Origin of the sequence: Novosphingobium sp. 9, assembly GCF_025340265.1 — a bacterium.
Lineage (GTDB): Bacteria > Pseudomonadota > Alphaproteobacteria > Sphingomonadales > Sphingomonadaceae > Novosphingobium.
Genome location: NZ_CP022707.1, coordinates 144,736 through 169,352 on the forward strand (window position 1 = coordinate 144,736; position 24,617 = coordinate 169,352).

22 protein-coding genes, 1 tRNA gene and 2 pseudogenes are annotated in these 24,617 nt (G+C 64.7%); 16 read left to right on the plus strand and 9 right to left on the minus strand.

Going from position 1 to position 24,617, the window contains the following annotated elements; all coding sequences use genetic code 11:
- Positions 1–7 precede the first annotated feature (7 nt).
- From CI805_RS00670 to CI805_RS00715, 10 genes are all read left to right on the plus strand, one after another.
- Positions 8–976: a FliM/FliN family flagellar motor switch protein gene (locus CI805_RS00670; protein WP_260925069.1), complete on the plus strand. Its 969-nt coding sequence runs from the start codon at positions 8–10 to the stop codon at positions 974–976.
- Entirely contained in the window at positions 973–1,287 is a 315-nt protein-coding gene (fliN, locus tag CI805_RS00675; protein WP_260925070.1) for a flagellar motor switch protein FliN, read from the plus strand. The genes CI805_RS00670 and fliN overlap by 4 nt, the downstream gene beginning before the upstream one ends.
- Complete coding sequence (locus CI805_RS00680) at positions 1,287–1,631, plus strand: flagellar biosynthetic protein FliO (RefSeq protein ID WP_260925072.1); 345 nt, start codon at positions 1,287–1,289, stop codon at positions 1,629–1,631. The genes fliN and CI805_RS00680 overlap by 1 nt, the downstream gene beginning before the upstream one ends.
- A 62-nt stretch (positions 1,632–1,693) precedes the next feature.
- Complete coding sequence (gene fliP / locus CI805_RS00685) at positions 1,694–2,443, plus strand: flagellar type III secretion system pore protein FliP (RefSeq protein ID WP_409934959.1); 750 nt, start codon at positions 1,694–1,696, stop codon at positions 2,441–2,443.
- A gap of 14 nt (positions 2,444–2,457) precedes the next feature.
- Positions 2,458–2,748, plus strand: coding sequence for a flagellar biosynthetic protein FliQ (locus CI805_RS00690; RefSeq protein WP_260925074.1), 291 nt, complete (start codon positions 2,458–2,460; stop codon positions 2,746–2,748).
- 5 nt (positions 2,749–2,753) lie between these two features.
- Positions 2,754–3,524, plus strand: a complete 771-nt coding sequence (gene fliR, locus CI805_RS00695) for a flagellar biosynthetic protein FliR (RefSeq protein ID WP_409934960.1) — start codon at positions 2,754–2,756, stop codon at positions 3,522–3,524.
- Complete coding sequence (locus CI805_RS00700; RefSeq protein ID WP_260925083.1) at positions 3,521–4,666, plus strand: flagellar biosynthesis protein FlhB; 1,146 nt, start codon at positions 3,521–3,523, stop codon at positions 4,664–4,666. Before fliR ends, CI805_RS00700 begins: the two co-directional genes overlap by 4 nt.
- Before the next feature lie 193 nt (positions 4,667–4,859).
- Positions 4,860–6,302 (plus strand): flagellar filament capping protein FliD, encoded by a 1,443-nt coding sequence (gene fliD, locus CI805_RS00705; RefSeq protein WP_260925085.1) that lies wholly within the window; start codon positions 4,860–4,862, stop codon positions 6,300–6,302.
- A gap of 4 nt (positions 6,303–6,306) precedes the next feature.
- The gene (locus tag CI805_RS00710; protein ID WP_260925087.1) at positions 6,307–6,681 is read left to right on the plus strand and encodes a flagellar protein FliS; all 375 of its coding nucleotides are present in this window, start codon (positions 6,307–6,309) and stop codon (positions 6,679–6,681) included.
- Positions 6,682–6,844: 163 nt separating this feature from the next.
- Positions 6,845–7,453 carry a response regulator transcription factor gene (locus CI805_RS00715; protein ID WP_260925089.1) on the plus strand — a complete coding sequence of 203 codons (609 nt, stop codon included), beginning with the start codon at positions 6,845–6,847 and terminating at the stop codon, positions 7,451–7,453.
- Positions 7,454–7,484: 31 nt separating this feature from the next.
- Here CI805_RS00715 and bla read toward each other — a convergent pair whose 3' ends face one another.
- The 3 genes from bla to CI805_RS00730 form a co-directional block, all read right to left on the minus strand.
- Positions 7,485–8,378, minus strand: a complete 894-nt coding sequence (gene bla, locus CI805_RS00720; RefSeq protein ID WP_260925091.1) for a class A beta-lactamase — start codon at positions 8,376–8,378, stop codon at positions 7,485–7,487.
- Positions 8,379–8,609: 231 nt separating this feature from the next.
- Entirely contained in the window at positions 8,610–9,062 is a 453-nt protein-coding gene (locus CI805_RS00725; protein WP_260925093.1) for a hypothetical protein, read from the minus strand.
- A gap of 210 nt (positions 9,063–9,272) precedes the next feature.
- Positions 9,273–10,463 (minus strand): aminotransferase class I/II-fold pyridoxal phosphate-dependent enzyme, encoded by a 1,191-nt coding sequence (locus CI805_RS00730; RefSeq protein ID WP_260925095.1) that lies wholly within the window; start codon positions 10,461–10,463, stop codon positions 9,273–9,275.
- A 245-nt stretch (positions 10,464–10,708) separates the two neighbouring features.
- Between CI805_RS00730 and CI805_RS00735 the strand changes: the two genes are divergently transcribed.
- Both CI805_RS00735 and CI805_RS00740 read left to right on the plus strand, forming a co-directional pair.
- Positions 10,709–10,784, plus strand: a tRNA-Thr gene (locus tag CI805_RS00735).
- Between the two features lie 163 nt (positions 10,785–10,947).
- Positions 10,948–12,161: pseudogene (locus CI805_RS00740) on the plus strand (tyrosine-type recombinase/integrase).
- 316 nt (positions 12,162–12,477) lie between these two features.
- On the opposite strand, the gene CI805_RS00745 reads toward CI805_RS00740, so the two are convergent.
- Together CI805_RS00745 and CI805_RS00750 are read right to left on the minus strand one after the other, a co-directional pair.
- Positions 12,478–12,894, minus strand: coding sequence for an acyl-CoA thioesterase (locus tag CI805_RS00745; protein ID WP_260925097.1), 417 nt, complete (start codon positions 12,892–12,894; stop codon positions 12,478–12,480).
- Positions 12,895–13,439: 545 nt separating this feature from the next.
- Positions 13,440–14,555, minus strand: a complete 1,116-nt coding sequence (locus tag CI805_RS00750; protein ID WP_260925099.1) for a transporter — start codon at positions 14,553–14,555, stop codon at positions 13,440–13,442.
- A gap of 237 nt (positions 14,556–14,792) precedes the next feature.
- On the opposite strand from CI805_RS00750, the gene CI805_RS00755 reads away from it, so the two are divergent.
- From CI805_RS00755 to CI805_RS00765, 3 genes are all read left to right on the plus strand, one after another.
- A complete protein-coding gene (locus CI805_RS00755; RefSeq protein ID WP_260925101.1) occupies positions 14,793–16,394 on the plus strand; it encodes a GMC family oxidoreductase in 1,602 nt (533 codons plus the stop codon).
- A gap of 44 nt (positions 16,395–16,438) precedes the next feature.
- A complete protein-coding gene (locus CI805_RS00760; RefSeq protein WP_260925103.1) occupies positions 16,439–17,905 on the plus strand; it encodes an aldehyde dehydrogenase in 1,467 nt (488 codons plus the stop codon).
- 185 nt (positions 17,906–18,090) lie between these two features.
- Entirely contained in the window at positions 18,091–19,017 is a 927-nt protein-coding gene (locus CI805_RS00765; RefSeq protein WP_260925105.1) for a LysR family transcriptional regulator, read from the plus strand.
- 21 nt (positions 19,018–19,038) lie between these two features.
- Here the strand turns inward: CI805_RS00765 and CI805_RS00770 are convergent.
- The 4 genes and pseudogenes from CI805_RS00770 to CI805_RS00785 form a co-directional block, all read right to left on the minus strand.
- A pseudogene (locus CI805_RS00770) lies at positions 19,039–19,877 on the minus strand (class III extradiol dioxygenase subunit beta).
- Complete coding sequence (ligA, locus tag CI805_RS00775; RefSeq protein ID WP_260925107.1) at positions 19,877–20,293, minus strand: protocatechuate 4,5-dioxygenase subunit alpha; 417 nt, start codon at positions 20,291–20,293, stop codon at positions 19,877–19,879. Before ligA ends, CI805_RS00770 begins: the two are co-directional and overlap by 1 nt.
- A 17-nt stretch (positions 20,294–20,310) precedes the next feature.
- The gene (locus tag CI805_RS00780) at positions 20,311–21,276 is read right to left on the minus strand and encodes a PDR/VanB family oxidoreductase (RefSeq protein ID WP_260925108.1); all 966 of its coding nucleotides are present in this window, start codon (positions 21,274–21,276) and stop codon (positions 20,311–20,313) included.
- 55 nt (positions 21,277–21,331) lie between these two features.
- On the minus strand, positions 21,332–22,639 hold the full coding sequence (locus tag CI805_RS00785; protein ID WP_260925110.1) for a Rieske 2Fe-2S domain-containing protein: 1,308 nt from the start codon (positions 22,637–22,639) through the stop codon (positions 21,332–21,334).
- Between the two features lie 848 nt (positions 22,640–23,487).
- On the opposite strand from CI805_RS00785, the gene CI805_RS00790 reads away from it, so the two are divergent.
- Positions 23,488–24,558, plus strand: a complete 1,071-nt coding sequence (locus CI805_RS00790) for an AAA family ATPase (protein WP_260925119.1) — start codon at positions 23,488–23,490, stop codon at positions 24,556–24,558.
- Positions 24,559–24,617 lie beyond the last annotated feature (59 nt).

The following is a 24,617-nucleotide window of genomic DNA, read 5'->3' on the forward strand; positions in this document are numbered from 1 at the left end:
GCCTGCCATGAACGCCGCTGCCAGTCCCCCGCCGCCGCCCCGCCGCCCGCACGGCAATGCCGCGGGCAGGCGCACTGCCCGCCACTGCCCCGAACTGCTGGGCGAAGGGCCTTCGCTGGGCGAACTCGCCCCCGCACTGGCGATGGCGGGCGAGCGCCTGGCCCGCGCCTTTGCCGAAGGGCTGGCCAAGCTCGATGCCGGGGCCGCCGCGCAAGTGCGCGCCGCGATGCCGCACGAGGCGCGGATGCAGGATCTGGCCGCCGCCGCCGCCTTGGTAGAGCCGCCCGCGCTGCCCGGTATCCACGTCCAGCTGGCGATCGGCGTGGCCGGGCACCGCGCGCTCGCCTCGTTCGAGGGCGCGGCGCTGCTGCGGATGATCGACCGGCTGTTCGGCGGACGCGGGCGCCTGCACACCACTGCCGGGCCTGCCCTGCCGCTCTCCGCCGAACTGCTGCTGGCACGGCTGGAAGAGGTGCTCACGCTCGCCTTGGCACAGGCGCTGGGCGTGGCGGGCGACAGCGTGCAGGCGCTGCGCCGCGAGAGCGAACTGCGGCTGATCGACGCCTTTCCGGCGCACGAGGAAATGCTGGTGCTCTCGCTGGAGGTCCGCGATCTGGATGGCGAGCGCTGGCACCTGCCGGTCGCATTTCCGCAACCCACGCTGGCGGCGCTGCTCGCCCCGCCGCGCCGCAGGGTCATCCCCAGCCTGCGTCCAGAGCGGCATGCCGGCCCATCCGATCCCACGCTCGAGCCCTTCGCCTCGCTGCCGATCGCGCTGACCGCCGTGCTGGTCGACATGCCGATAGCGTTTGCGCGCCTGTCCGAACTGAAGCCGGGCGACGTGCTGCCGGTCACGGTCGCGCGCCACGTTCCCCTGCAGATCGGTGGCCGCACGTTCGCCACCGGCACCATCGGCGAGATCGACGATCGCGTCGCCGTGCAGATCGCCTTCCCCGAAAGGACCGAAAGACCATGACATCCCCTGTCCGCACGCTCGATTTCCTGCGCGATGTCGATGTGCGCCTGTCTGTCGAACTGGGCCGCACCGAGATGAAGCTGAAGGACGTGCTCGCGCTCGGCCCCGAGAGCCTTGTCACGCTCGATCGCATGACCGACGACCTGCTCGACGTGCTGGTGAACGGCAAGCCGGTGGCGCGCGGCGAGATCGTCTCGCAGAACGGTCGCTTCGGCCTGCGCATCGTCGAGATGATCGGTGAGGGCGAGGCCGGGGGCAACGACGACCCTGACAGCGATGCCCCGGCGATGCCCGGTGTCGGCCGGTTCTGATGCTCTGGTATGTTCTCAAGCTGGCGATCATGCTGCCGCTGATCGCGCTGGCGATCTGGGGCTCGCTGAAGCTGGCGCGCCGGATGCAGGAGAAGGCCGGGATCGGCAGCGGCACGAAGTCCGTCCGGGTGATCGAGACGACGATGCTTTCGCCCACGCTCAAGCTGGCGGTGATCGAGTTTCACGGGCGCGAGATCCTCGTCTCGGCCTCGCGCGGTGGGCTGACCCGGCTCGCCGAAGCCCCCGCGCGGGCTAGGCCTGAATTTGCAGTGCCTTCGACGCAGACTCCCCCCACGCCCCGTCCCGGCTTCGAGATGCCGTCCTTCCGAAAGGACGACGCGTGAGGGCACGTTTCGCCAGACTGGCTGCTTTCGGCGCGGCGTGCGTGTCGTTTGCCGGGGCGACGCTGGCCCATGCCCAAGGCGTGGCCGCACAGGCACAGGGCGCGCCCGGCGGAGGCGCGCTGCCCGGTGCGCTGGACCGCGCGCTCGGCTCGCTGAACGGCGGCGGCACGGGTCCGGGCGGGCCAAGCCTGAGCATGTCGCTGCAACTCCTGCTCGTCATGGGGCTGCTGACGATCCTGCCCAGCCTGATCCTGATGATGACCAGCTTCACCCGCATTCTGGTGGTGCTGGCGATCGTGCGGCAGGCGTTGGGCCTGCAACAATCGCCGCCCAATCAGGTGCTGATCGGGCTGTCGCTGTTCCTCTCGCTGTTCGTCATGTCGCCCACGCTGGACCGCGTGAACCAGACCGCGATCCAGCCCTACTCGGCGGGCAGGATCAACGCCGAGCAGGCGATCCGGAACGGCGGACGCGAGTTTCACGCCTTCATGATCCGCCAGACCCGCGAGCGCGATCTGGCGATGTTCGCCGACATGGCCAAGGCGCCGCGCTTCAATTCGGGCGCCGATGTGCCGTTCTCGATCCTGCTGCCCGCCTTCGTGACCAGCGAGTTGAAAACCGCGTTCCAGATCGGCTTCATGCTGTTCCTGCCGTTCCTGGTGATCGACCTCGTCGTCTCCTCTGCGCTGATGAGCCTTGGCATGATGATGATGAGCCCCACCGTCGTCTCGCTGCCCTTCAAGCTGCTGCTGTTCGTGATGATCGACGGCTGGTCGCTGCTGATGGGCTCGCTGGCGGCGAGCTTCGGCTAGGGAGGCCGCGCGCGATGGATGACATCACCGGGCTGCTCGCCCTTGCCGACCGGATGCTGTGGACGACCGCGCTGGTCGCAGGGCCGATCCTGCTGGCCAGCCTTGCGGTCGGCCTTGTCGTCGGGCTGGTGCAGGCGGCGACCTCGGTGAACGAGCAGACGCTGACCTTCGTGCCCAAGCTGGCGGTGATCGCCTTCATGCTGATCGTGCTGGGCAGCTCGATGATGACGCTGATCGGCGACTTCGCCTCGGACATCTTTGCCCAGATCGCCAACATCTCGCAGGCCCAGCAGGTGGCGCCGTGATCCAGATGAGCTTCGGCTTCGGCCCGCTGGAAGCCGAGTTCTGGCGGCTGGTCTTCGTGATGACGCGGATCGGCGCCGCGCTGGTCGCCGCGCCGCTGTTCGGCAATGCTGCCGTGCCTGCGCAGATCCGGGTGATCGTGGCGGGCGCTGTCGCCGTGCTGGTCTGCGTGTGGACGCCAGTGGCGACACCGCCCGCGCTGCTCTCGCTGCCGGGGCTGCTGGCGATTGCCGGGGAGGCGCTGGTCGGGCTGTCGCTGGGCTTCGTGCTGCAACTCTCGTTCGCCGCGCCAGTGATCGCGGCGGAGCTTGTCGGCGGCGCGATGGGCATGGGGATCGCCACCGCCGTCGATCCCAACTCGGGCACGCAATCGCCCGCGCTGGGGCAGTATTTCTCGGTGGTCGTCACCGTGATCTTCCTGGCGTTGGGCGCCCACCTGCAATGGTTCGCGCTGGTGGTGGACAGCTACCGCGTGTTTCCGCCGGGCCATACCTGGCTGGGGCCGGAGCGCTTCGCGCTGATCGCCGGGTACGCCACGCAGATGTTCGTCACCGCCGTCACCATCGCGCTGCCGGTGTGCCTGATCCTCTTGGTGATGCAGGTGGCGACCGGCATCCTCTCGCGCTCGGCCCCTTCCCTCAACCTGTTCGCGCTGGGGCTTCCGGCAGGCGTGCTGGCGGGCCTTGCCGCGCTGGTGATCTCCGCTCCGGTGCTGACCGATCTCGTCACCCGGATTTCCGCCGACGCCATCGCCAATGCAGGCGCGGTGCTCAAATGAGCGGCGGCGAAAGCAGCGGCGAGAAGAGCTTCGCCCCCACCGAAAAGCGCAAGCGCGAGGCCGCCAAACGCGGCGACGTCCTGCGCTCACGCGAACTGGCGACCGCCGCCTCGATGCTGGTCGGCGCGGTGTGGATGCTGATGGCCGGACCGTGGGTGTTCGGGCTGCTGGAAGAGGTGCTGCGCGGCGGTTTCCGGTTCAGCCGCGCCGATCTTGACAGCTTCGAGCCCGGCCCCCTGCTGATACGCGCGATGTGGGCCGCCCTGCCGCCGATCCTGCTGCTCGGCCTGCCCGTGATCGCGCTGTCGCTGCTCTCGCAACTGGGCTTTGACGAGGGGCGCTGGCTGCCCGGCAACCTTGCCCCCAAGCCCTCGCGGATCGACCCAACGCAGGGGCTCAAGCGGATGTTCGGCCCCAACGGCCTGATCGAGATCGGCAAAGGCCTCGCCAAGGTCGCGCTGCTCGGCACTATCGTCTGGGTATGGGCCAGCACGCGGGTCGAGACCTTCGCCCGGCTGGGGCGCGGAGACCTTGGCGGCCAGCTTTCCTATGCCTGGCATGCGGTGGTCATGCTGCTGTTCCTGCTCGCCGCCGGCCTCTTCGCCATCGCCTTCGTCGATCTGCCGGTGCAACTGGTGCGCCGCATGTCGCGCCTGAAGATGACGCTGCAGGACGTGCGCGACGAATCCAAGGAAAGCGAAGGCTCGCCCGAGAAGAAAGCCGCCATCCGCGACCGCCAGCGCAAGATCGCCATGGGCGGCCTCGTCCCCGCCATGAAGGAGGCGCAGTTCGTCCTCACCAACCCCACCCACTTCGCCGTCGCGCTCACCTACGACCAGCTCAAGGCGCCCGCGCCGGTGCTGTTAGCAAAGGGGCGCGACGAAAAGGCCGCCGCGATGCGCGCGCTGGCGCTGGAATACGGGGTGCCGATGCTCGAATATCCCGCGCTCGCCCGCTCGGTGTTCTACACCACGCGCGAAAACCAGATGATCCGCGAGGAGCATTATGTCGCGGTCGCCTCGATCCTCGCCTTCGTGATGTCGCTGAAGCGCGGCGAGCGGCGCGAGCGGCCCCACGTCTCGGTGCCGGTCACGGTGCGCTTCGATGCCGAAGGGCGCCCCGACCCCGGCAGTTTCGCGTAAGATCGCTCAGGTTTGAAAATTCGGCGTGACCGAATTTTGCGCGGCACCGGCCCGCGCCCCCACCCACCACCCGTTCAGCATACTCTTGTCGGGTGATGGGTGGGGCGCGGGCCGGTGCTGCTTCAGAAAATGCCTTACCGGCATTTTCCAGACAGACTCTTAAACCGTTCCCTGCCCCGCCGTTCTATCCGGCATGGTCACGAGCACATCCTCTGCGTCCACGACGACGACTTCGCCCACCACGACCTCGCTCGCCACCCTTCTCGGCGGCGGCAGCGGGGTCGACATGCTGGCGCTGGCCAACAATCTGGCGACCGCGCAGTTCTCTGCCCGCACCAGCCAGCTCTCGACGAAGACCGACACGCTCAACACCAAGGTCTCCACTGCCTCCAACATCAAATCGATGCTGCTGGCCCTCGACACCTCGATGGGCACGCTGGTGCGCTCGGGCGATCTGGCGCGCACGCCGTCGGTCGCCAATGCGGCTGTCGCGACCGCCACGCTGACCGGCGCAACCGCGCCCAAGGGCAGCTATTCGCTGGAAGTCTCGCAACTGGCGGCGAACCAGACACTGGCCAGCGCGGCCTTTGGTGCAAGCACCGAAACGGTCGGCGCGGGCACACTGACGCTGCGGTTTGGCACAACCTCGGGCTCGTCCTTCGCGGAGGACCCAAGCCATTCGGCGGTCAACATCTCCATCCCCGAAGGCGCAACGCTGGCCGATGTTGCCAGCGCGATCAACGGCGCGAACGCGGGCGTCAGCGCCTATGTCGCGCAGACGGTGAACGGCGCGCAGCTGGTGATGAAGGGTACAGAAGGCGCCGCCAACGGCTTCACGCTGGAAACCGATGCGGCCTCTGGCAGCGGCCTTGCCAAGCTCGCCTGGAGCCCCTCCTCCGGCAGCAGCACCCTGATGACCACCGCGCAGGACGCCGCCTTCAAGGTCGACGGCCTGCCGATGACCGCAACCTCGAACAGCGTTTCCACCGCCGTCAACGGCGTGAAGCTGCAACTGACCGCGACCAATGTCGGCGCGCCGACGACGATCACCTTTGCCGATCCCACGTCCTCCATCGGCACCTCGATGCAGGATCTGGTCGATGCGCTGAACGAGGTGATGGGCGCGCTCAACACCGCGACCTCGCTCGGCGGAGACCTTGCCAACGATGCGGGCGCGCGCACGCTCAAGCGCTCGCTGATGGCGATCGGCAGCCAGACGGTGATGCCCAATGCCACCGGCACCGCGCGCACGCTGGCCGACCTTGGCCTCAAGACCCAGCGCGACGGCACCTTCGCGCTCGACACCAGCCGTCTCAACGCCACCGTGGCCAGCGATCCCGAAGGCGTGGCGGCGATGTGGACCAACGGCGTCAACGGCGTCTTCGCCACGGTCGACAAGGTCTATCGCGATGCGACCTCCACCACCGGCACCTATTCGCTGGGCGCCTCGATCAGCACCTGGACCAAGCAGCTGACGCAGATCGCCACCGACCAGAGCGACCTTGCCGAACAGCAGGAAGCGCTGCGCTCGCGCCTCGCCACCCAGTTCACCGCCTCCGAAACGCGGATCAGTTCGATCAAGTCGACGATGTCGATGCTGACGAACCAGATCGCGCAGTGGAACAAGTCGAGCTGAGCCGATGATCCACCGTCACCGCACCGTCCACGAGGCCTATCGCAGTGTCGATTTCGACGCCCGCGTGCGCGGCGCCGCGCCGGCCGAGCTGGTCCACGTCTGCTACGAGCATCTCGTCGGCGCGCTGGGCACGGCCGTCCATGCCGAGGGCCTCGGCGACAACGCCCTGAAAAGCCGCTCGATGACCCGCGCGCTGACCGCGATCACCGCGCTGCGCATGGGGGTGTCCGGCGAAGGCGGCGTCGCCGAAGCCCTGCGCCATATGTACGAATCCGCACGCAGGACAATTCTCGACAGTGCCATTGCTTTCGATGCCCACCGCGTCGGAGCATTGCGCGATGATTTTCTCGAAATCGCCAGTGCCATGCGGGTTAATTGACAACATTTACTCAGAGTGAATACGCCACCATTTCGGCACCGCAAAACCCCTGATTGCCATGTCTTTACCAGCCATACCGGTAACTTGCCTCGGAACCGGACCTTGTAGGGCAAGCATGCCGGACAATTAAAAGGCACCCCATACGGACAAACCGATAGGGAGAATGTCCGTGGAGCGTCTTTCGAATCTGCTTCTGATCGATGCCGACATGCGCCGCCGCGCCGCGATCAGCCACGCGCTGTCGTCTTCCGGCATCCATGTGGAGCCTTTCGAAAGCACGTCGGAACTGTCGGGCAGCTGGCCGCGCTCGGGCGTGATCCTGATCCACGATGCCCCCGGCGCGATCGCCGATGTGGTGGAACGCATGGCCGCGCATGGGGACTGGTTTCCGATCATCGCCTTTTCCGAAGACGCCACCACCGGCCGCGTGGTCGAGGCCATTCTCGATGGCGCGATCGATTATGTCGGCTGGCCGATCAGCCCGGTCGAACTCGCCACGATCCTCACCCGCGCGATGGGCCGCGCAGACCAGATCGGCAATGCCAAGCTGCGCGAGGTCATGGCCCGCGCCCGGATCGAGCGGCTGACCCGGCGCGAACGCGAAGTGCTGGGCGGCGTCGCCAGCGGGCTTTCCAACCGTCTGATCGGGGAAAAGCTCTCGATCAGCCCGCGCACCGTGGAGATCCACCGCGCCAACATGCTCAACAAGCTGGGCGCCAACCACACCTCGGACGCAATCCGCATCGCCATCGAGGCATCGCTGGTGTCGTGAACATCGCAGGCGCCATAGAGGCTGCCCCGCGTCAGCTTGCCCAGCGAACCGCAAGATCGCCCAACGCCTTGAGCACCGCCTCGTCACCGGGATGCACGTCTTCCGAAAACACCGGATTTTCGAAGTAACCGACCACGATCAGCGGCGCCTTGCCGCCCGGCGGCATCAGCACCGCCAGATCGTTCGTCTTGTTGCCGACGCCCTTGCGCATGCCGGTGCCGGTCTTGTCGAGGCCGCGCCAGTCTGGCGGGATGCCGGCGCGTATCCGCTGCAAGCCGCTTTGCGTCTCGGCCATCCAGCCGCGCAGTACGTCCCGACTGGCCGGATGCAACACGTCACCCAGCACGATCCGCCTGACCGTCTGTGCCATTGCCCTTGGCGTGGTGCTGTTCTCCTGCGTCCCGGCGGGGATCACGTTGACGCCGGGCTCATAGCTGTCGATCCGGCTCACGCCGTCTCCGATCTGGCGCCAGAACGCCGTCACGGCCTGCGGACCTCCCAGACGATGCATCAGGACATTGGCCGCCGCATTGTCGCTGACGGTCTGCACGGCCTCTGCCAGAGCCCTGATCGTCAGATGGCCCTGCGCCAGATGCGCCTCCACGACCGGCGAATATCCCAGAATGTCGGCCCGCCCGAACGAGAGGTTTTCGGCAAGGTCCAGCCGCCTGGCATCGCTCTCACGCAAGGCAAGCGCCGCCAGCGAGAGCTTGAAGGTCGAGCAATGGCAGAACCGCTCGTCCACACGCCAGCCGAAGCTGCGCCCGCTTCCGGTATCGTACACGAAAGCGCCCAGCCGTCCCCCGGCCGCCTTTTCCAGAGCCCTGAGGCGAAGCGCCGGGTCCTCTTTCGGCGCCCGTGCGCCGACGCAGGCAGACAGCACCATCGCCCCTGCCCCCAAGGTGAAGTTCCGACGATCGATCACCCGCGCACCTCCCTGCCGCCAAGCTGCAAGCTATACAGCGCTTTTAGGGCCTATCGACATTCAGATGATGGCGAGCCGAAAATGGTGATTTTTCGAGACCCGGAGCGCAGCGTACTTTCTGTACGTGAGCACCGGAAGCTCGGAAAATCGCCATTTGCAGGCTGTCAGGGCTGAATGTCGATAGGCCCTAGGAGGAAGCCCCGGCTATCTCCAGACCGGTGAGGTGCAATCTCAGTGCAGCGTCACCGGATCGTCCCAGCCGGAAACCAGCCGCTCGCCCATCTGGACTTCGGGCAGGCCTAGCGCCTCCATCACCATCGAGAGATGCGCCGCCAGAACCGCGAGGCTGACAGTCGCCCCTTCGCACATCAGTTCCAGACCATCCGGCTCCGTCACCGCGCTGGCAAGGCACTGGCCGTGACTCCCGCGTGACATCATCACGGAAGTCTGCGGCCCGATCAGATGCAGCGCCGCGCTCTCGGCAGCTCCGCAGGCCAGCATGATCTCGATCTTGCCCGCCTCGGCCCGGCTCAGCGACGGCCCCAGTTCGCGGGGTGTGCGCCGCAACAGATCGAGCGCCTCATGCAGGCGTTGCAATTCCTCACCGGCTGCACAGGACATGCATGCCCTGCGCAGACCGTCCAGACTGGTGGTCCAGCCCTGCACTTCGTGTGCGGTCTTCATGGTCTTCGTCGCTTTGTTCTTGTGCGTCCCTTAATGGCGGAAATGAACGCCTGAATCGCATCATCGTCAATGGGCAGAAATAGGCCCCTAAGTACCCGTCCCGCGTTGCGACAGTCTGCAATTGCTGCGCGAGAACGGGAACTCGCCCGCGATCACAGGATCACGCCTTATATCTCAGGACGATAGGGGACGAACGCCAGTTCTTCATGCCTACGGAGCAGGCGCGGCCTCTTTCCGCCGCTGTGCAAACCAGGGCTCCATGCGCGCGATCGCCTCGGCCACTTCCGCCGGGGAAACGGCGAAACTGAAGCGCATGAAGCGATGTCCGTCCACCGGATCGAAGTCGATTCCCGGCGCCGTGGCGACGCCGGTATCCTGCAACAATGCACGACAGAAGCCGAGGCTGTCCTGCGTCAGATGGCCGATGTCCGCCCAGATGTAGAAGGCTCCGTCCGGCGGCGCGATCTCGCTGAGGCCGAGACGCGGCATCGCCGCCAGCAGCATCTCCCGGTTGCGCCGATAGTTGGCGACATGCCCCTCCAGTTCCGCTTGTGCATCGAAAGCGGCAAGGCCCGCATGCTGCGCCATCTCGGACGGCGTCAGGAACAGATTGCCCATGCGCGCCCGCGCGGCGCCGACCAGATGCGGCGGCACCACCAGCCAGCCGAGCCGCCATCCCGGCATCGAGTAGTACTTGGAGAAGCTGTTGACGATCACCGCCTCGTCCAGAAACTCCAGCATCGAGTGCAGCTTCGCATCATCCCCTTCGCCATAGGCAAGGCCGTGATAGATCTCGTCCGAAACCACCCTGATGCCCCGTGCCCGGCAGACTCCAGCAATCGCCGCCAGTTCCCCGGCCGCGATCACCGTACCGGTCGGATTGGCAGGGCTCGCCAGGATCAGCCCTTCGGGCGCCGGATCAAGCGCCGCCAGCGCCTCGGCGGTAATCTGGTATCGCTCGTCCGGGCCGCACGGTATCTCGACCGGCTCCAGATAGAGCGCGCGCAGCGTGTTGCGATAGGCGACATAGCCCGGCCGCGCCAACGCGACCCGCGCGCCCGGCGCAAACAGGCTGGAAAGCGCCAGCACCAGCGCAGGCGAGGCGCCGCAGGTTAGGATCACCTGTTCGCGATCGATCTCCACATCGTGGGCCTCGCGATAATAGCGGGCGATACGATCGAGCAGCGCGGTGCTTTCCCAGTAGCCCCGCGGCGCGCCATTCAGCGATTCGCGCGCGGCCTCCAGCGCTGCGACCGGCGCCGGGGTCGATGGCTGGCCATATTCCATATGGATGACCGAACGCCCGGCGGCGGCCAGTTCGTGTGCCAGTCGACCGATGGCCATCGCATGAAACGGCTCGACTGCGGCAATGGGACGAACGGATAGAGCGGCATTTTCCATGCGCACCTGCTAGACGGCTCGTTGCGCAGCAGCAAGCGAAGTGCCCCCGGCGCCCGATACCCCCGATAAAGCCGGATGCCGCGCGCGCCGGCCCATTTCCCCGCCCGACGCCGCCCGTCCGATCCGGGAAACCACTTCATCGCCACACAACCCGTCACGATCGATGCAAATTCCCTTGCGCGATGCATCGCCCCCCGTTAAAGGCGCCCCTGCCCCGCATGCGATCACCCGCACGCAACCGGCATGCCGCTTTAGCTCAGTTGGTAGAGCACATCATTCGTAATGATGGGGTCACGTGTTCGAGTCACGTAAGCGGCACCATTGCGTCCTTTGTCAAGCGCTTTTTTACTCCAAAAATCCCCGGAAATCAGGCATAATCGGGCATCGGCCATCCGGTGACGTCCCCCTTTATCCATCTACATCCGGGCAATTTGGGGGCCCCGAATTGGGGGCCTTTTCGACAATTTCGAGTCGAGGCCCCCAAATGCTGACAACGATCCAGATAAACGCCTTAAAACCCAAGGAAAAAGCCTACAAAGTGGCTGACGGTAAGGGACTGTACCTGTTGGTATCGCCTTCCGGATCGCTGCTGTGGCGCGTGAAATTCCGATTCCATGGTATTGAGAAGAAGATGGCGCTGGGCGCTACCCCGACCTCAGCCTCAAGGATGCACGCCTGAAGCGCGAAGAGGCACGCCAGCAGCTTTCGGAGGGCCTCGATCCTTTGGCCATTCGCCTGCAGGCCAAGCTTGAGGCCGAGCTTGCCGCCCACACCACCTTCCGGGTCGTCGCCGACGAATTCATCGAGAAGATGGAAAAAGAAGGCAAGGCACCCGCGACAATCAAGAAAGCGCGATGGTTCCGCGATCTTCTCGAACCTGCCATCGGCCATCGCCCGATCAGCGAGATCACTGCCCACGAACTTCTCAAGGCGCTCCAGAAGCTCGAGCGCAAAGGCCATCATGAATCGGCCATCCGCATGCGTTCGTTCGCGGGCCGGATCTTCCGTTATGCTGTCGCGACCCTGCGTGCGCAGCATAATCCCGCAGACATTCTGCGCGGCGCGCTGGTGACACCCAAGGTCAAGCATCACGCCGCCATATTGGAACCCGTCAAGGTCGGCGAACTGCTGCGCGCCATCGACGGCTATGGCGGTAAGATCGAGACGAAGATCGCACTCCAGCTGATCCCGCACGTCTACCTGCGCCCCGGCGAACTGCGAAAGGCGGAATGGCCCGAGATCGATTTCGAGGCCGCCATCTGGCGCGTACCGCCCGAACGGATGAAGATGCGCCAACTCCACGCCGTGCCGCTTTCCGCGCAGGCCCTCACCCTGCTCAGGCAGCTTCGCTCACTCGGAAACTCCGGGACCTTCCTGTTTCCTGCGAACAAGACCTGGCTCAAGCCGATCTGCGAAAACACGCTGAACGTCGCCTTGCGCCGCCTTGGTTTCAGCAGCGAAGAGATGACCTCTCACGGCTTCCGGGCGATCGCCAGCACGCTGCTGAACGAAAGCGGCCAATGGCACCCCGATGCGATCGAGCGCTCGCTCGCTCATCGGGAACGCGATCAGGTGCGCGGCGCCTATCATCGCGGCGCCCACTGGGACGAGCGCGTCCGCATGGCGCACTGGTGGTCGGATTATCTGACAAAGCTGAGGGACGGAGCCGAGGTATTGCGGCCGAAATTCGGCACCTGAAGCTGAAGTTCCATTGCCCCGTTGAAGGAGACTTGCACGATCGGCAAACTCAGGCTCACTGTCCGCCTTTGCCGGCGTCAGATCGACGGACAGCCAGAAGGCATGCTCGATCTGATGGAGGCCGTCCTCATGACGACCGCCCCATGGCAGACCTCCCTGACGGCAGGCGACCGGCGATGGCTTCAGTGTCCGCCACGATCAAAACGATCGTGTATCACTTCGAGAAACCACCCGGTGCGTATCCGCAAAGGCTCATGAAGGAGAGCTATGCCCTGCCCTGATACGGCCCCATCCCTTGAAGTCTTGGGCTTTTGTCTCACAACTCGCTGGCTTCGTCGGCCGCAAAAAACCGCTTGATCACATCCCTCGCGAGACGTGCTGGCCGCATGGTCGCCGCATCGAGGCAACACCAGCTGGATTTGACTTCAGCCAGAACTTCTTCCCCGCGCCGGATCACCGTCTCGTAAAACGCTCTGGCGCCCTGAACCTTTTCCAGAAGCACGGTTGCAATGACATCGTCCTCGAGAAAAGCCGGTTTGCGGTAGGTAATTTCGTGCTTGATCGCCACCCACAGATGCTGGCTGATCGCCTCGGCAGGAGCCAAGGCTCGCCAGTGATCGATGACTGCAGCCTGCACCCATTTCAGGTAGCTGGCATTGTTGACATGCCCCATAAAGTCGATGTCGCTAGGCTCGATGCCGATCAAAAACCGGTGGGGAATGGCTTGGTTCACGTATAGGTCAATATCACGCCCCATGGGTCAAAGGAAGCGGATTACCCTGCGTTGAGCTCAGCGGCTCCCGCGAGCTCTGGCCGATAAACCAGGCTGGGACATTCGCGACAGTCGGCTTCTGAAAAACCGGCCCAGCAAAGCCGCCGTTCACGGAACTGCAGAAGCCTCTTGCTTGAAAACGGCAACGCCTCCCAGTATCGTCATTTTGAACGATGCTAGTGATCTCGATAGCCTTAGTTCGTTTGCTTGGCAAAGCGACACCTTCAATTCCCCAGGGGCAAAAGTAGCGGGTGGTAGACCGCCATCAGTCGCTTGCGTAACGCGAGGAGAGCTTTGGGGTTTGGCCAACTCCGAGCAAAACTTCTAGATGCCCTGCGGCCGCTTTCTCCCGATCCAAATGCATGGATTGAATACAGCTGCCATCCACATCCTTTGCCAGCCTTCGTAAAAGTAAGCTCTTAGTGAAGCACACATACCCCTCATACAAGTCTTAAAATCACACTTCTGCCAAAGTAGTTCTAACCTATCGAGGCTTCTCGCTGGCATCACGGGCCGGCGACGGGAAAGGTCAGTTCGAACCAGAAACGGTTTCCCGCCGGGCGATTGACCACCCCGACTTCGCGGTCATACTTGAAAAGGATTCCCCCCTTCTTGAATAGATCATATTCGATCTGCGGACCGATGCCAAACTCGCGCCCCTTGAAGCCGCCATCGACAGGCATCCCATCGACCGTATCGTCGCCGAGTTGCTGGTGCCAATAGCCTTGAACCGCGAGCCGCAACTTCGGCAGGCTGTCGAAGGGACGCAAGTGAACGCTCTGATCAATATTGATCGCCGAGCCCGAATGGTAATGCGTGGCACTGTTGGTGGTGTTGAACTCGCTGACGATCGCCGTGGAAATCTCGACCTTCGGGTTGGGGAACCAGGTCATGAAAATATCCGGCGCGAAGGTCCAATAATTATACCCGAGATTGGCTAGGCGATTCTTGTTGTAGCTGCCGGTCGGCGCCCAGATATCCATCCCGCCGTAGATGAAGAAATTATGCCGGTCATTGGCATAAGTGACGTAGAGCGGTTCAATATCGATATCGGCAAAGCCGGTGGCGCTGTCGCGGTGGCCCGCGGCATTGATGCTCTGGCCGACGAAAGTCGTGATGATGCCGCTGGAAAGGTGGATGTTCTTCGAGATGTTCACCGGATAGGTATAAACGAGGCGCGGCGCTTCGACCTTTATGTCGGCCTTGAAATCGGGAACCACCGGCTTGCCATTTTCACCGGGCAGTCCGGTGACATCGTAATATTGCGAGTAGCTGAAGAACTGGAGGTCACCAGGGGCTGGCAATATGCCAGTCAGCACGGTGTTCACCCCGTTGGGATAATGGCTGAGACCGTTCTCGCTCGCCTGTGCGCCGGTGGGCAGCAGAATGGCGAGTATGCCGCCCAGCACCAGCCTGCGGCTTTTGCACCGCCCCCCGATCCGCATCGCTGCCTTCGCACCGGCGCGGCCAATCAGGGCATGGCTCGGGATTCCATCGGAAGACCTTTTCATTTCGGCAGCCCTCTCCTGCGGCCTTGCATGGCCGCCTTTGCGCGTCGATCGAGATATTGTCCCTCGTCGATCGTCTCGCTCAAATGAGCCGTAGCGCGCGATTTCGCGCAAGCTGGCGTGACCCGATAATGACTATCGGCATTTCTGGGATGGCAGGGGAGCGGCCAATGCCGATAGCGACTATCGGCAGGCTTGCATTGCGTCTTTCGGTAGTGCGGGCGAGGCATCGGGCAGCGAAAACAGGCGCCATTGCCCAAGCGATGGTCAAAAGGGACGAGCGATGCTGAAACCGGACTTATCTAGAACCCGTGCCATCATCCGACTGGCGATCGGGCCGGGGTGCCGCCGATGAGCGGGGCCTTCGATTATATCGTGGTCGGTGCCGGCAGCGCGGGCTGCGTCACCGCCGGGCGGCTGGTCGGCGAGCATGGCGCGCGGGTGCTGTTGCTCGAACAGGGGCCGGGTGACAGCCATGCCGTTATCCGGATGCCGGCGGGCAGCTTCAAAATGCTTTTCGCGCCGAGCCCCTTCGTCAAGCATTATGCCAGCGTACCGCAGTCCGAACTCGCAGGGCGCTCGGTCTCGGTGCCGCAGGGCAATGTCGTGGGCGGCGGTAGTTCGGTCAATGTCATGGCCTATACGCGCGGCTCGCGCCTTGATTACCAGCGCTGGGACGAGGCGCTGGGCGGTGGCTCAGGCTGGGACTGGGAGGGGCTGCTGCCCTATTTCCGCCGGCAGGAGGGGCATGTGCGGCTCGACAACGTGGCGCATGGCGGATCGGGACCGCTCAAGGTGCGTGATCCCAATTACCTCGCGCCAATTGCCGGTGTGTTCCTCAAGACAATGCAGCGCCTGGGCCTGCCTTTCCGCGATGACTTCGCCGGTGGCGACCTGCATGGCATCGGGTATATCCCCACCACCATCGACGGAGCGAAACGGTGCAGCGCGGCCGACGCTTTCCTGCGCCCGGTACAGGGCGACGCGCGGCTGACGCTGGTATGCAAGGCGCAGGTGACGCGGCTTCTGCTTGAGGGCTCCCGCGTGATTGGCGTCGAATATGCCGAGGGCGGCAAACTGCACCGCGCCACCGCCTCAGCCGAGGTGGTCCTTGCAGCGGGCGCCTTCGCTACGCCGAAGCTGCTGATGCTTTCCGGCATCGGCCCGGCTGATCACCTGCGCGAGCATGGCATTGCGGTCGCCGCCGATCTTCCCGGCGTCGGGCAGAACCTGCAGGATCACAATGTCACCTTCCTCACCGCCGAGACGCGGGGAAATTACGGGTATTACCGTGCCGACAAGGGGCGCAATCTTGTGCGCAACCTGCTGCATTACGGCCTGTTCGGCGGCGGCCCCATCGCCTCGAACGGCGCCGAGACGATGGGTTTCGTCAATCTGACCGATCCCTCGGCCGATCCCGATATCCAGCTCTATTGCCTTGGCGTGATGTGGCCGGGCCTTGCCGCCGAGCAGCAGAAGCCGGGGCTGACGCTGATGGCCAATCTGGTCAAGCCGCTCTCGCGCGGGGCGGTACGGCTGCGCTCGGCCGATCCGGCCGAGGACCCCCTGGTCGACCTGGGCTGGTTGCGCGACACTTCGGACGAGGACCGGCTGCTCAGGGCACTGCGCTATCTGCGCGAGATTGCCGCGACCGACCCGCTCGCCTCGATCATTTCCGCCCCGCGCCTGCCCGATCCACAGGTCACCGATGACGCGGGCCTGCGTGCCTTTATCCGCAGCAGCACCGAGAGCAATTATCATCCCGTCGGCACCTGCCGCATGGGGCGTGACGGTGACCCGATGGCGGTGCTCGATGCACGGCTGCGGCTGCGCGGCATCGAGGGTCTCCGGGTCTTCGATGCCTCGATGATGCCGGTGATCCCTTCTGCCAACACCAATGCGACGGTGATGGCCGCCGCCGACAAAGGCGTCGATCTGATGATGTCCGGCTGACCCTGACTGCCGAGCCCATTGTCCCTGCCAAGAGGAGCATAATCATGTCACCATTCCGGCCCGAGGCCGAACTTAGCGAAGCCCTGCGCGGCGGTTTCTTGATCGATGGCGCCTGGCAGGCCCCGAAGGAAGGGCGGCAGGTCGACATCGTTTCGCCCGATACCGGCGAGTGCCTGCTCCGCCTGCCGCTTGCCGGGCCGGACGATGTCGATGCCGCGATCCGCGCCGCGCGTGCGGCCTTCGACCATGGTCCCTGGCCGCGCATGAGCGGCGCCGAGCGCGGCGAGGTAATCGCCCGCATCGCCGAAGGCCTGCGCGCGCACGCCGACCTGTTGGCCCGCCTGTGGACCGCGCAGATCGGCGCACCAGTTAGCTTTGCGCGGATGTTTGCAGGCTTCGCCGCACCGGTCTTCAATTATTTCGCCGATCTCGCGGGCCATTACGCCTTCGAGGAGACCCGACCCTCGCTGACCGGCACCGCCCATATCCGGCGCGACCCGGTGGGCGTCGCCGGGCTGATCGTGCCGTGGAACGCTGCCTTGCCGCTTCTGTCCTTCAAGCTGGCAGCGGCACTGGCGGCGGGCTGCACAGTGGTGGTCAAGGCGCCGGTCGAGACGCCGCTCGAAGCGCTGGTGATTGCCGAGATAGCGGCCGCGGCGGGGCTGCCGGCAGGCGTGCTCAATGTAGTGACCGGCGACCGCGCCGAGGGCGAGCGGATCGTCGCCTCGCCATTGATCGACAAGATCAGCTTCACCGGCAGCACCACGGCGGGCAAGGCGGTTGCGCGGGCCTGCATCGAGCGCATGGCGCGTTTTACGCTGGAACTGGGCGGCAAGTCGGCGGCGGTGCTGCTGGACGATGTACGACTGGACAAGGTGTTGCCGGTGCTGGCGCCCTTCACCATGCCGCTTTCGGGGCAGATCTGCTTCGCGCAGACGCGCATCCTCGCGCCGCGCACGCGCTATGATGAAGTGGTGGCGGCCTATGCCGGCGTCATGCAGGGGTTGACGGTCGGCGATCCCTGGGCCGAAACCACGCATCTCGGCCCGCTCGCCAATGCACGGCAATTCACGCGCGTTTCCGATTACGTGGGCATCGGCCAGAGCGAGGGCGCGCGGCTGGTCTGTGGCGGCGGACGCCCCAAGGGTCTCGATCGCGGCTTCTTCTTCTCACCCACTGTCTTTGCCGATGTCACCCCCGACATGCGGATCGCCCGCGAGGAGGTGTTCGGCCCTGTGGTGGTGGTGATGGCCTATGAGGACGAAGCCGATGCCTTGCGCATCGCCAATGCGACGGATTACGGCCTGACCGGCACGGTGTTCACCGAGGACCCTGCGCGCGGCGCCGCCTTCGCGCGGGGGATCGACGCAGGCGCGGTCACCGTCAACGGGCTAGAGATCGTGCCCGGCGTGCCGTTCGGCGGCACGAAACAATCGGGTATAGGGCGCGAGGGTGGTCCGGAAGGGCTGGAAGCCTATCTCGAGAGTCGGGTGGTCACCGTACCGGCGTGAGTGTTGCCCAGCGCGGGGGAGACTTGGCACGGCCTTTCCCACGCCCAAAGAACCGAAAAAAGTAGATAGTGATTATTCGCGACAACGGGTTTACGCTGCCACGCCTGATCCCCTAGCTTGCCCGGCCAAGAGGATGCTGCAAGACGCGGGACCACCCGCGCGGCGATAGTGAGAGGTCAGATGCGGTGGAACTGCGCGATTTCGACCTGAATTTGCTACTGGTGATGGATGCCCTGTTCGAGGAAGGCACGCTGACGCGCGCCGCCCAAAGGCTGCGGCTGAGCCAGCCCACCATCAGCGCGGCGCTTGCCAAACTGCGCAGCCAGTTGGGGGACGAGCTGTTCATCCGTGCGAGCGGCAGCATGCAGCCCACGGCACGCGCGCAGGCCTTGCGGCCCGCCATAACCGGCATCCTGCAATCCGTGCGCAGCGATGTGCTGGCGCAGGCGGATTTCGCGCCATCGACCTATCATGGCACGATCACGCTCAGCCTCTCGGATATAGGCGAGCTGGAGTTCCTGCCACGCCTGCTGGCCCTGCTCGAGGCCGAGGCGCCGGGCGCGCGGCTGCGCTCGGTAGTGGCCAATCCGCAGGATCTCGCGGCGATGATGGATGCAGGCGAGGTCGATCTGGCTATCGGCTATTTCCCCGATCTGGTCACCGCTGTGTTCAAGCAGCAGCTGCTGTTCCGCCATGGCAGCGCCTGTATCGTGCGCAACGACCATCCGACGATCCGCAAGACTTTGACTCTGGAGGACTATCTGGCGGCGCGTCATATCGCCGTGGCGCCGGCCGGGCGGCTGCGCGATGTGGTGGAGGCAACGCTCGCCGCGCAGCATCTGCACCGGGAGGTGGCGCTGGAGATTCCGCATTTCATCAATCTGCCGTTTCTCGTCGAGGCGTCCGATCTGGTGGCTACGGTACCACAGCCGCTGGCGCAGCAGTTCGCGCGGATCTGCGCATTGCGCGTCTTCGAGGTGCCTTTCGCGGTGCCGGCGCTGGAGATCAAGCAGCTCTGGCACAAGCGTTATGACGGGCATCCCCGCCTGCAATGGCTGCGCCGGATCGTCGCACGGGTGATCCAGAACCGGCCGCATCTCGGCGTGGCCTGAATCACCCGGCAGGCGCCCGTTTCAGTCCGGGCGCAGCACGATATGGCCAACCGCCGTGTTCGAGGCAGGCACGTGGTAGAAGCGGTAGAGTTCGCTTGCCGCCGCACCCAGGGCACCGCGCATGATCAGCCACATCACCAGTTCGATACCTTCCGAGCCTGCATGGCGCAGGTAATCGACATGCGGGCGCGCAGCGAGGCCTGCGGGATCGGCCGTCAGCGCATCAAGGAAGCCGATATCGAAATCGCGGTTGATAAGGCCGGCGCGTGGCCCTGAAGCTGGTGGCTCATCCCGCCGGTGCCCCAGACCTGCACGTCGAGATCCTCGGGGAAAGCCTTGACCGCGCGTGCGATCGCCTCACCCAAAGCGAGACAGCGCGCGCCGGTGGGCGGGGGAAACTGGATGACGTTGACCGCGAGTGGAATCACCTGCACCGGCCAACGATCGGGCGTGCCGAACATCAGTGAAAGCGGCACCGTCAGCCCGTGATCGACATCCATGCGGTTGACCAGCGTCATATCGAAACCATCGAGGATCAGGCTCTGCGCCAGATGCCATGCGAGATCGGGCGCGCCTTCGACATCGGGCACCGGCCTGCGGCCCCAGCCTTCATCGGCGGGCCGATAGCGCTCCGCGCAGCCGAGCGCGAAAGTGGGAATGACGTCGAGACTGAAGGCCGAGGCGTGATCGTTGTAGACAAGGATGACCACATCGGGGGTGTTCTCGGCGATCCGCGCACGGGTCGGGGCGAAGCCCTCGAACAGCGGATGCCAGTAAGGCTCGGCGGTCTTGCCGTGATCGATCGCGGCGCCGATCGCGGGAACGTGGCTGCAACCGATGCCGGTGGTGATGCGGGCCATCAACTCGCTCCTTTCTCATGCGGGGTGAGCGCAGGAAGGCCGTGCCATGGCCGCCCGCCAGCGACCATCATCGCGGTATAGGCCTCAGGGGTCATGCCGCTCATGCCGGCGGTGAGCTGGACAAAGGACTTGCCGTCCGTCGCGCCGATCTTGCCGAGGAAGTAGATGTTGCCGCCCTCGGCGATCATCGCGTTGTAGTCGCGGGCCAGCACCGCCAGTTTCTGGGCCTCGGTCAGCGGCCAGGTATCGAGATAGCCGCGCTCGTCGGCGAGGAAACGAGTCCGAGCCGCCGGGTCCATCAGCGACATGCAGAACTGGTTGAGGTGATAGCCCCGGCGCGTCTGTCCGCCGTCGAAGACGGTGGTGCCGGGGATGTCGTGATAATCGGGGATGTCGTGATAATCGGGTTGGGTCATGGCATGGCTCCGCCTGATCACAGGTCGAGGACGAGCAGCGGCGTCTTCGCGCGCGAGCAGCAAGGCGTGAACTGATCGTTGCTCGCGTGTTCCGCCGCGGTCATGAACATGTCGCGGTGATCGGGGATGCCTTCGAGCACGCGGGTGACACAGGTGCCGCACACGCCTTGCTCGCAGGAGACCGGCAAATCGATGCCCTGAGCCGCCAGCGCGTCGATCACCGGCTGGTCTGCGGCGACCGCAATGCGCTGGCCGGTGCTCGCGATCTCGACGGTGAAGGCGCCATCCGCCGCCGTGGCTTCATGCGCTGTCGCGGCGAAGAATTCACGGTGCAGCGCAGCCTCGGGGAAGCCGGCGGCCTGCGCCGCGCCTAGCACCGCGTCGATGAAGCCGGCCGGGCCGCAGACATAGACATGCGCGCCTTCAGGCGCCTCCGCCAGCGCCGCGGCCAGATCGAGCGGGCCGCCGGCCTCGTCGTCGAAGTGGCATTGGGCCTGCTCCGCGAAGGGGGACGCGGTGATCCGGTCGAGGAAGGCGGCGCTCGCCCGGCTACGGCAGGCGTAATGCAGCGCGAAAGGCGTGCCCAGTGCCGACAGAGTTTCCGCCATGGCGAGGATCGGGGTGATACCGATGCCGCCGGCGAACAACAGGTGATGCGGTGCTTCGGCGGCGAGCGGGAAATGGTTGCGCGGCGCACTCACATGCAGGACATCGCCTTCATGCAGTTTTTCCGCCATGCTCGCGCTGCCGCCGCGCGAGGCGACCTCGCGCAGCACGGCGATGACATAGCGGTGGCGCTCGGCCGGCGCGTTGCACAGCGAATACTGCCGGATCAGTCCGGGCGCGGCTTCGACATCGATATGGGCGCCGGCGGTGAAGCCGGGCAATTCGGCGCCGTCGTCGGCGACCAGTTCGAAGCCGGAGACGTTGTCCGCCTCGGCCCATTTGCGTGCCACGCGCAGCGGTATCTGGGTAGTGTTCATGGGATTTCCAGTTCTGTAGGGCGCCGGCCGCGCGGGCACGGCGCCCCGGGATGCATCAGAGCGGCGCGAGCGCGAAAAGCGCTGGGTCTTTCGCGAGTTTCTCGACGAAAGCCTCCTTGCTCTCGCCTTCTGCCAGGTTGGCGGTAATCACCACCACGTCGGTCAGGTCGCTCGCTGCCGCGTCGCGGAACACGCCGCGCGGGTCTTCGCCGGCGGCCACGGCCTGGCAGCCCTCGTCGAGCATACGGCGGGCGCGGACGATGGCGATGTCCGAAGAGGAGAGGTGTTCGTCTCTCTGATCGTGCACCTGGCCCTGGCTCTGGGTGATGACCACGTCATGCACCGAGAAGCACGGGCCGAGGCCAAGGTAATAACCGGCCTCCATCGAGGCGCGATCCTGGCCGTAGAGCGTCTCGGCGGTCCGGGTCATGCGATCGGTGCCGGGCAGCTTTTCGGCGCGATACTGGGTATCCAGCGCCTCCTTGGCGAGTTCGCCACTGCGGTGGAAGATGAACTCCCAGCGCCAGTGATGCTCGTTGTCGACCGGGACGTCCCACAACATGGTCGCGCCGCCCTCGCCAAGATCACCCTCGAAGCCGCCCACCGCGCAGGCATTGGGCATCACGAAATTGGTGACACGCAGCGAATTGCCACCCTCGGACAAGGCGCGCGTGGTGTAGATGCGGATGCCGAAACGTGTGTCCTCGACAGAGATTTGCGGGCGGGCGGTGTTCGAGAAGATGCCCCAGCGCGCCTGCATGTCGGCGCTGCCAAGCTCGATCTGGTGCAGATAGGACGTGTGCACCGGGTCGATGTTACCCTCGCTGGCCTGCAACCAGTTGGACTCGCCGAACCAGCGGCAAGTGTAGCGATAGGCCTGATCGCCGCGCAGAGCCGGAAAATCGGGAAACGGCGGCGCCTCGCCCGGCCCCAGATAGAGCCAGAAGGCGCCGGCCGCCTCATGCACCGGATAGGCGCGGGCCTTGATGCGGTGCTTCGCGGTGGGCGAGGCTTCGGCGGGCTGATCGAGCACGCTGCCGGCGCCATCGAACAGCCAGCCGTGGTAAGGGCAGCGTAGCCCGTCGCTCTCGACGCGGGCCAGCGCAAGATCGGCGCAGCGATGCGCGCATTTGCGATCGAGCGCTCCGACCTTGCCCGAACCATCGCGAAACAGCACGAGATCATCGCCCATGATGCGCAGGGGCAGCGGCGCGGCGCCTTCGGGCAGGTCGGTCACCAGCGCGACCGGCTGCCAGTAGCGGCGCAGCAACTCGCCTGCGAGCGTGCCGGAATTGGTGTCGGTGAGATATTGGTAGCGGCTGCGCGGATTGCGCGTGTCAGTATTGATCGGGGCGGTTGCCATGTCAGATCCTCCATAATACCCGCCAGCGTTTTCCGCTGTTCTCGGGATTGGCTCGGAATCTAGGGCGGCCCGCAGCCCTAAACCACGCAAGATCGCCGATGACGGCTATCAGGGAATTGCGGTTACAGAACCAAAACCGGCTTCTCTCCCGGTGGTTTGTGGGGGAGAAAGCCACTCAATGAAGGTGTAAAAAACACTTAGGGAGGCGTCCGTGTCGGCGGCTGGCGATGATAAGGACTGGTCGTGCAACATCGGCGGTTGAATGTCGGAGAAAGGTCAGTTTTTCTAGAACGCAACGCCTGGACTGGGACTTTGTGCTCGGTCCGGTTTGGAGCGCCAAAGTGGCAATAGCGGACCCTGGAACGGCGAGACTGTATGTTTCGATGCTATGGGTCACCGACTAAAACATCTTAGGATCACGATGGACTGGCATGCGCGATGCGCGTCCGCTCAGTCACCGACGGCCTAGTGCTCAGTTGGGCGCAGTTCGATCGACGGGCGCCTAAAGCTTCAGTACCGCCCACGCCTCCTCGATAATGATGTTGGCACTGACCGGGTCTGATCTGGTCAGCTCAATAAAAGCCTTGCCGCATGCAGTGTGCGGCGCATGGGGTCCTGTGAGGTCAGCGATAACGTCCAGCGCCCGGCTCCGGATGATTTTGGTGCGCCCGTTGGCCACTAGCTCGAGTTGGCTGGCGAGCGAGCGGATCAGGCGGGAGCGGTCTGTGCGAGGCCACGGAAGTAGAGTGGATTGACGAAAATCGATGGCTATAAATCGCAAAAAGCCATAGGCTCGCTTCGAATTGGGGGTGTATCGGCCCGCTCGGCTCGGTACAGAAGGTTTTATAATGGCATCGGCACAGCAACTCATAGGTCTCGTCAAGAGCCACGCGGAAGGCGATGCCGATCGATTTTTCGATCTTGCGATGCAATTGTCTGCGGCTGAGGACCAGAAGGGGCACAAGCGGCTCGCCGAGCAATTAAGGCAGTGGGCCGAGGCTGGGCAGGAGGCCCCGGCAAGCCGGGTTCCTGTCCCGACACCGATTGCAGCGCCTCGCGGTGATCTGGCGCAGTTATTGGTCGCATCCTATCCGGGCACCCGCCTTGGCGATGTCATCCTGCCATCGCATATCGAGGATGAGCTTGCCCACATCGTCGTCGAGACGCGTCTGCGCGAAAAGCTCGAGGAGAAGGGGCTGAAGCCACGCCGGCGCTTGCTGCTGTCGGGGCCTCCAGGAACCGGTAAGACACTGAGCGCCTCGGCGCTGGCGGGCGAGCTCCAGTTTCCGCTATTTTCCGTAATGCTTCATGGTCTCATCACCAAGTACATGGGCGAGACAGCGCAGAAACTGAAGATGGTCTTCGACGCCATCAAGACCACCCGGGGAGTTTACCTTTTCGACGAGATCGATGCACTTGCCGCTGCGCGGGGTGACGGGAACGATGTGGGCGAAGCGCGCCGTGTTTTGAACTCGTTCCTGCAATTTCTCGACGAGGATACCGGTCCTTCGATCGTCGTTGCAACCACGAACCTGGCCGCAATTCTAGACCGCGCCGTTCTGCGCCGTTTCGACATGGTCATGCCGTTTGAATTGCCTGATTGCAAGGCCATCCGCCAAGCGATCGAGCGACGCCTCGTGGGGTTCTCGACGTCCCGAGTGCGCTGGGAGAAGGTTCTCGAGTTGGCCTCGGGCCTCTCGACCGCCGACGTGGTTTCGGCAGCGGAAGATGCAGCGAGGCGCGCGGTCATCGCGGACAAGGAAGCGATTGCAACCGGGGGGTTGCTTGAAGCGCTGGTCCGCAGACGCACGCTTCAGGCATTAGGGGGTGATGAGTTTGCCGAGAAATCTGCCGCATTTCCAACTTCAGGGCTGGGGCGCGCCCGAAAAGTTCCGGTCAAAAATTCCGGGCAGGGGTAAGCCTCCCAGCGACGTCGCGGACCGCGCTGGACATGCGATAGCTCTGCTCAGTGCAATCG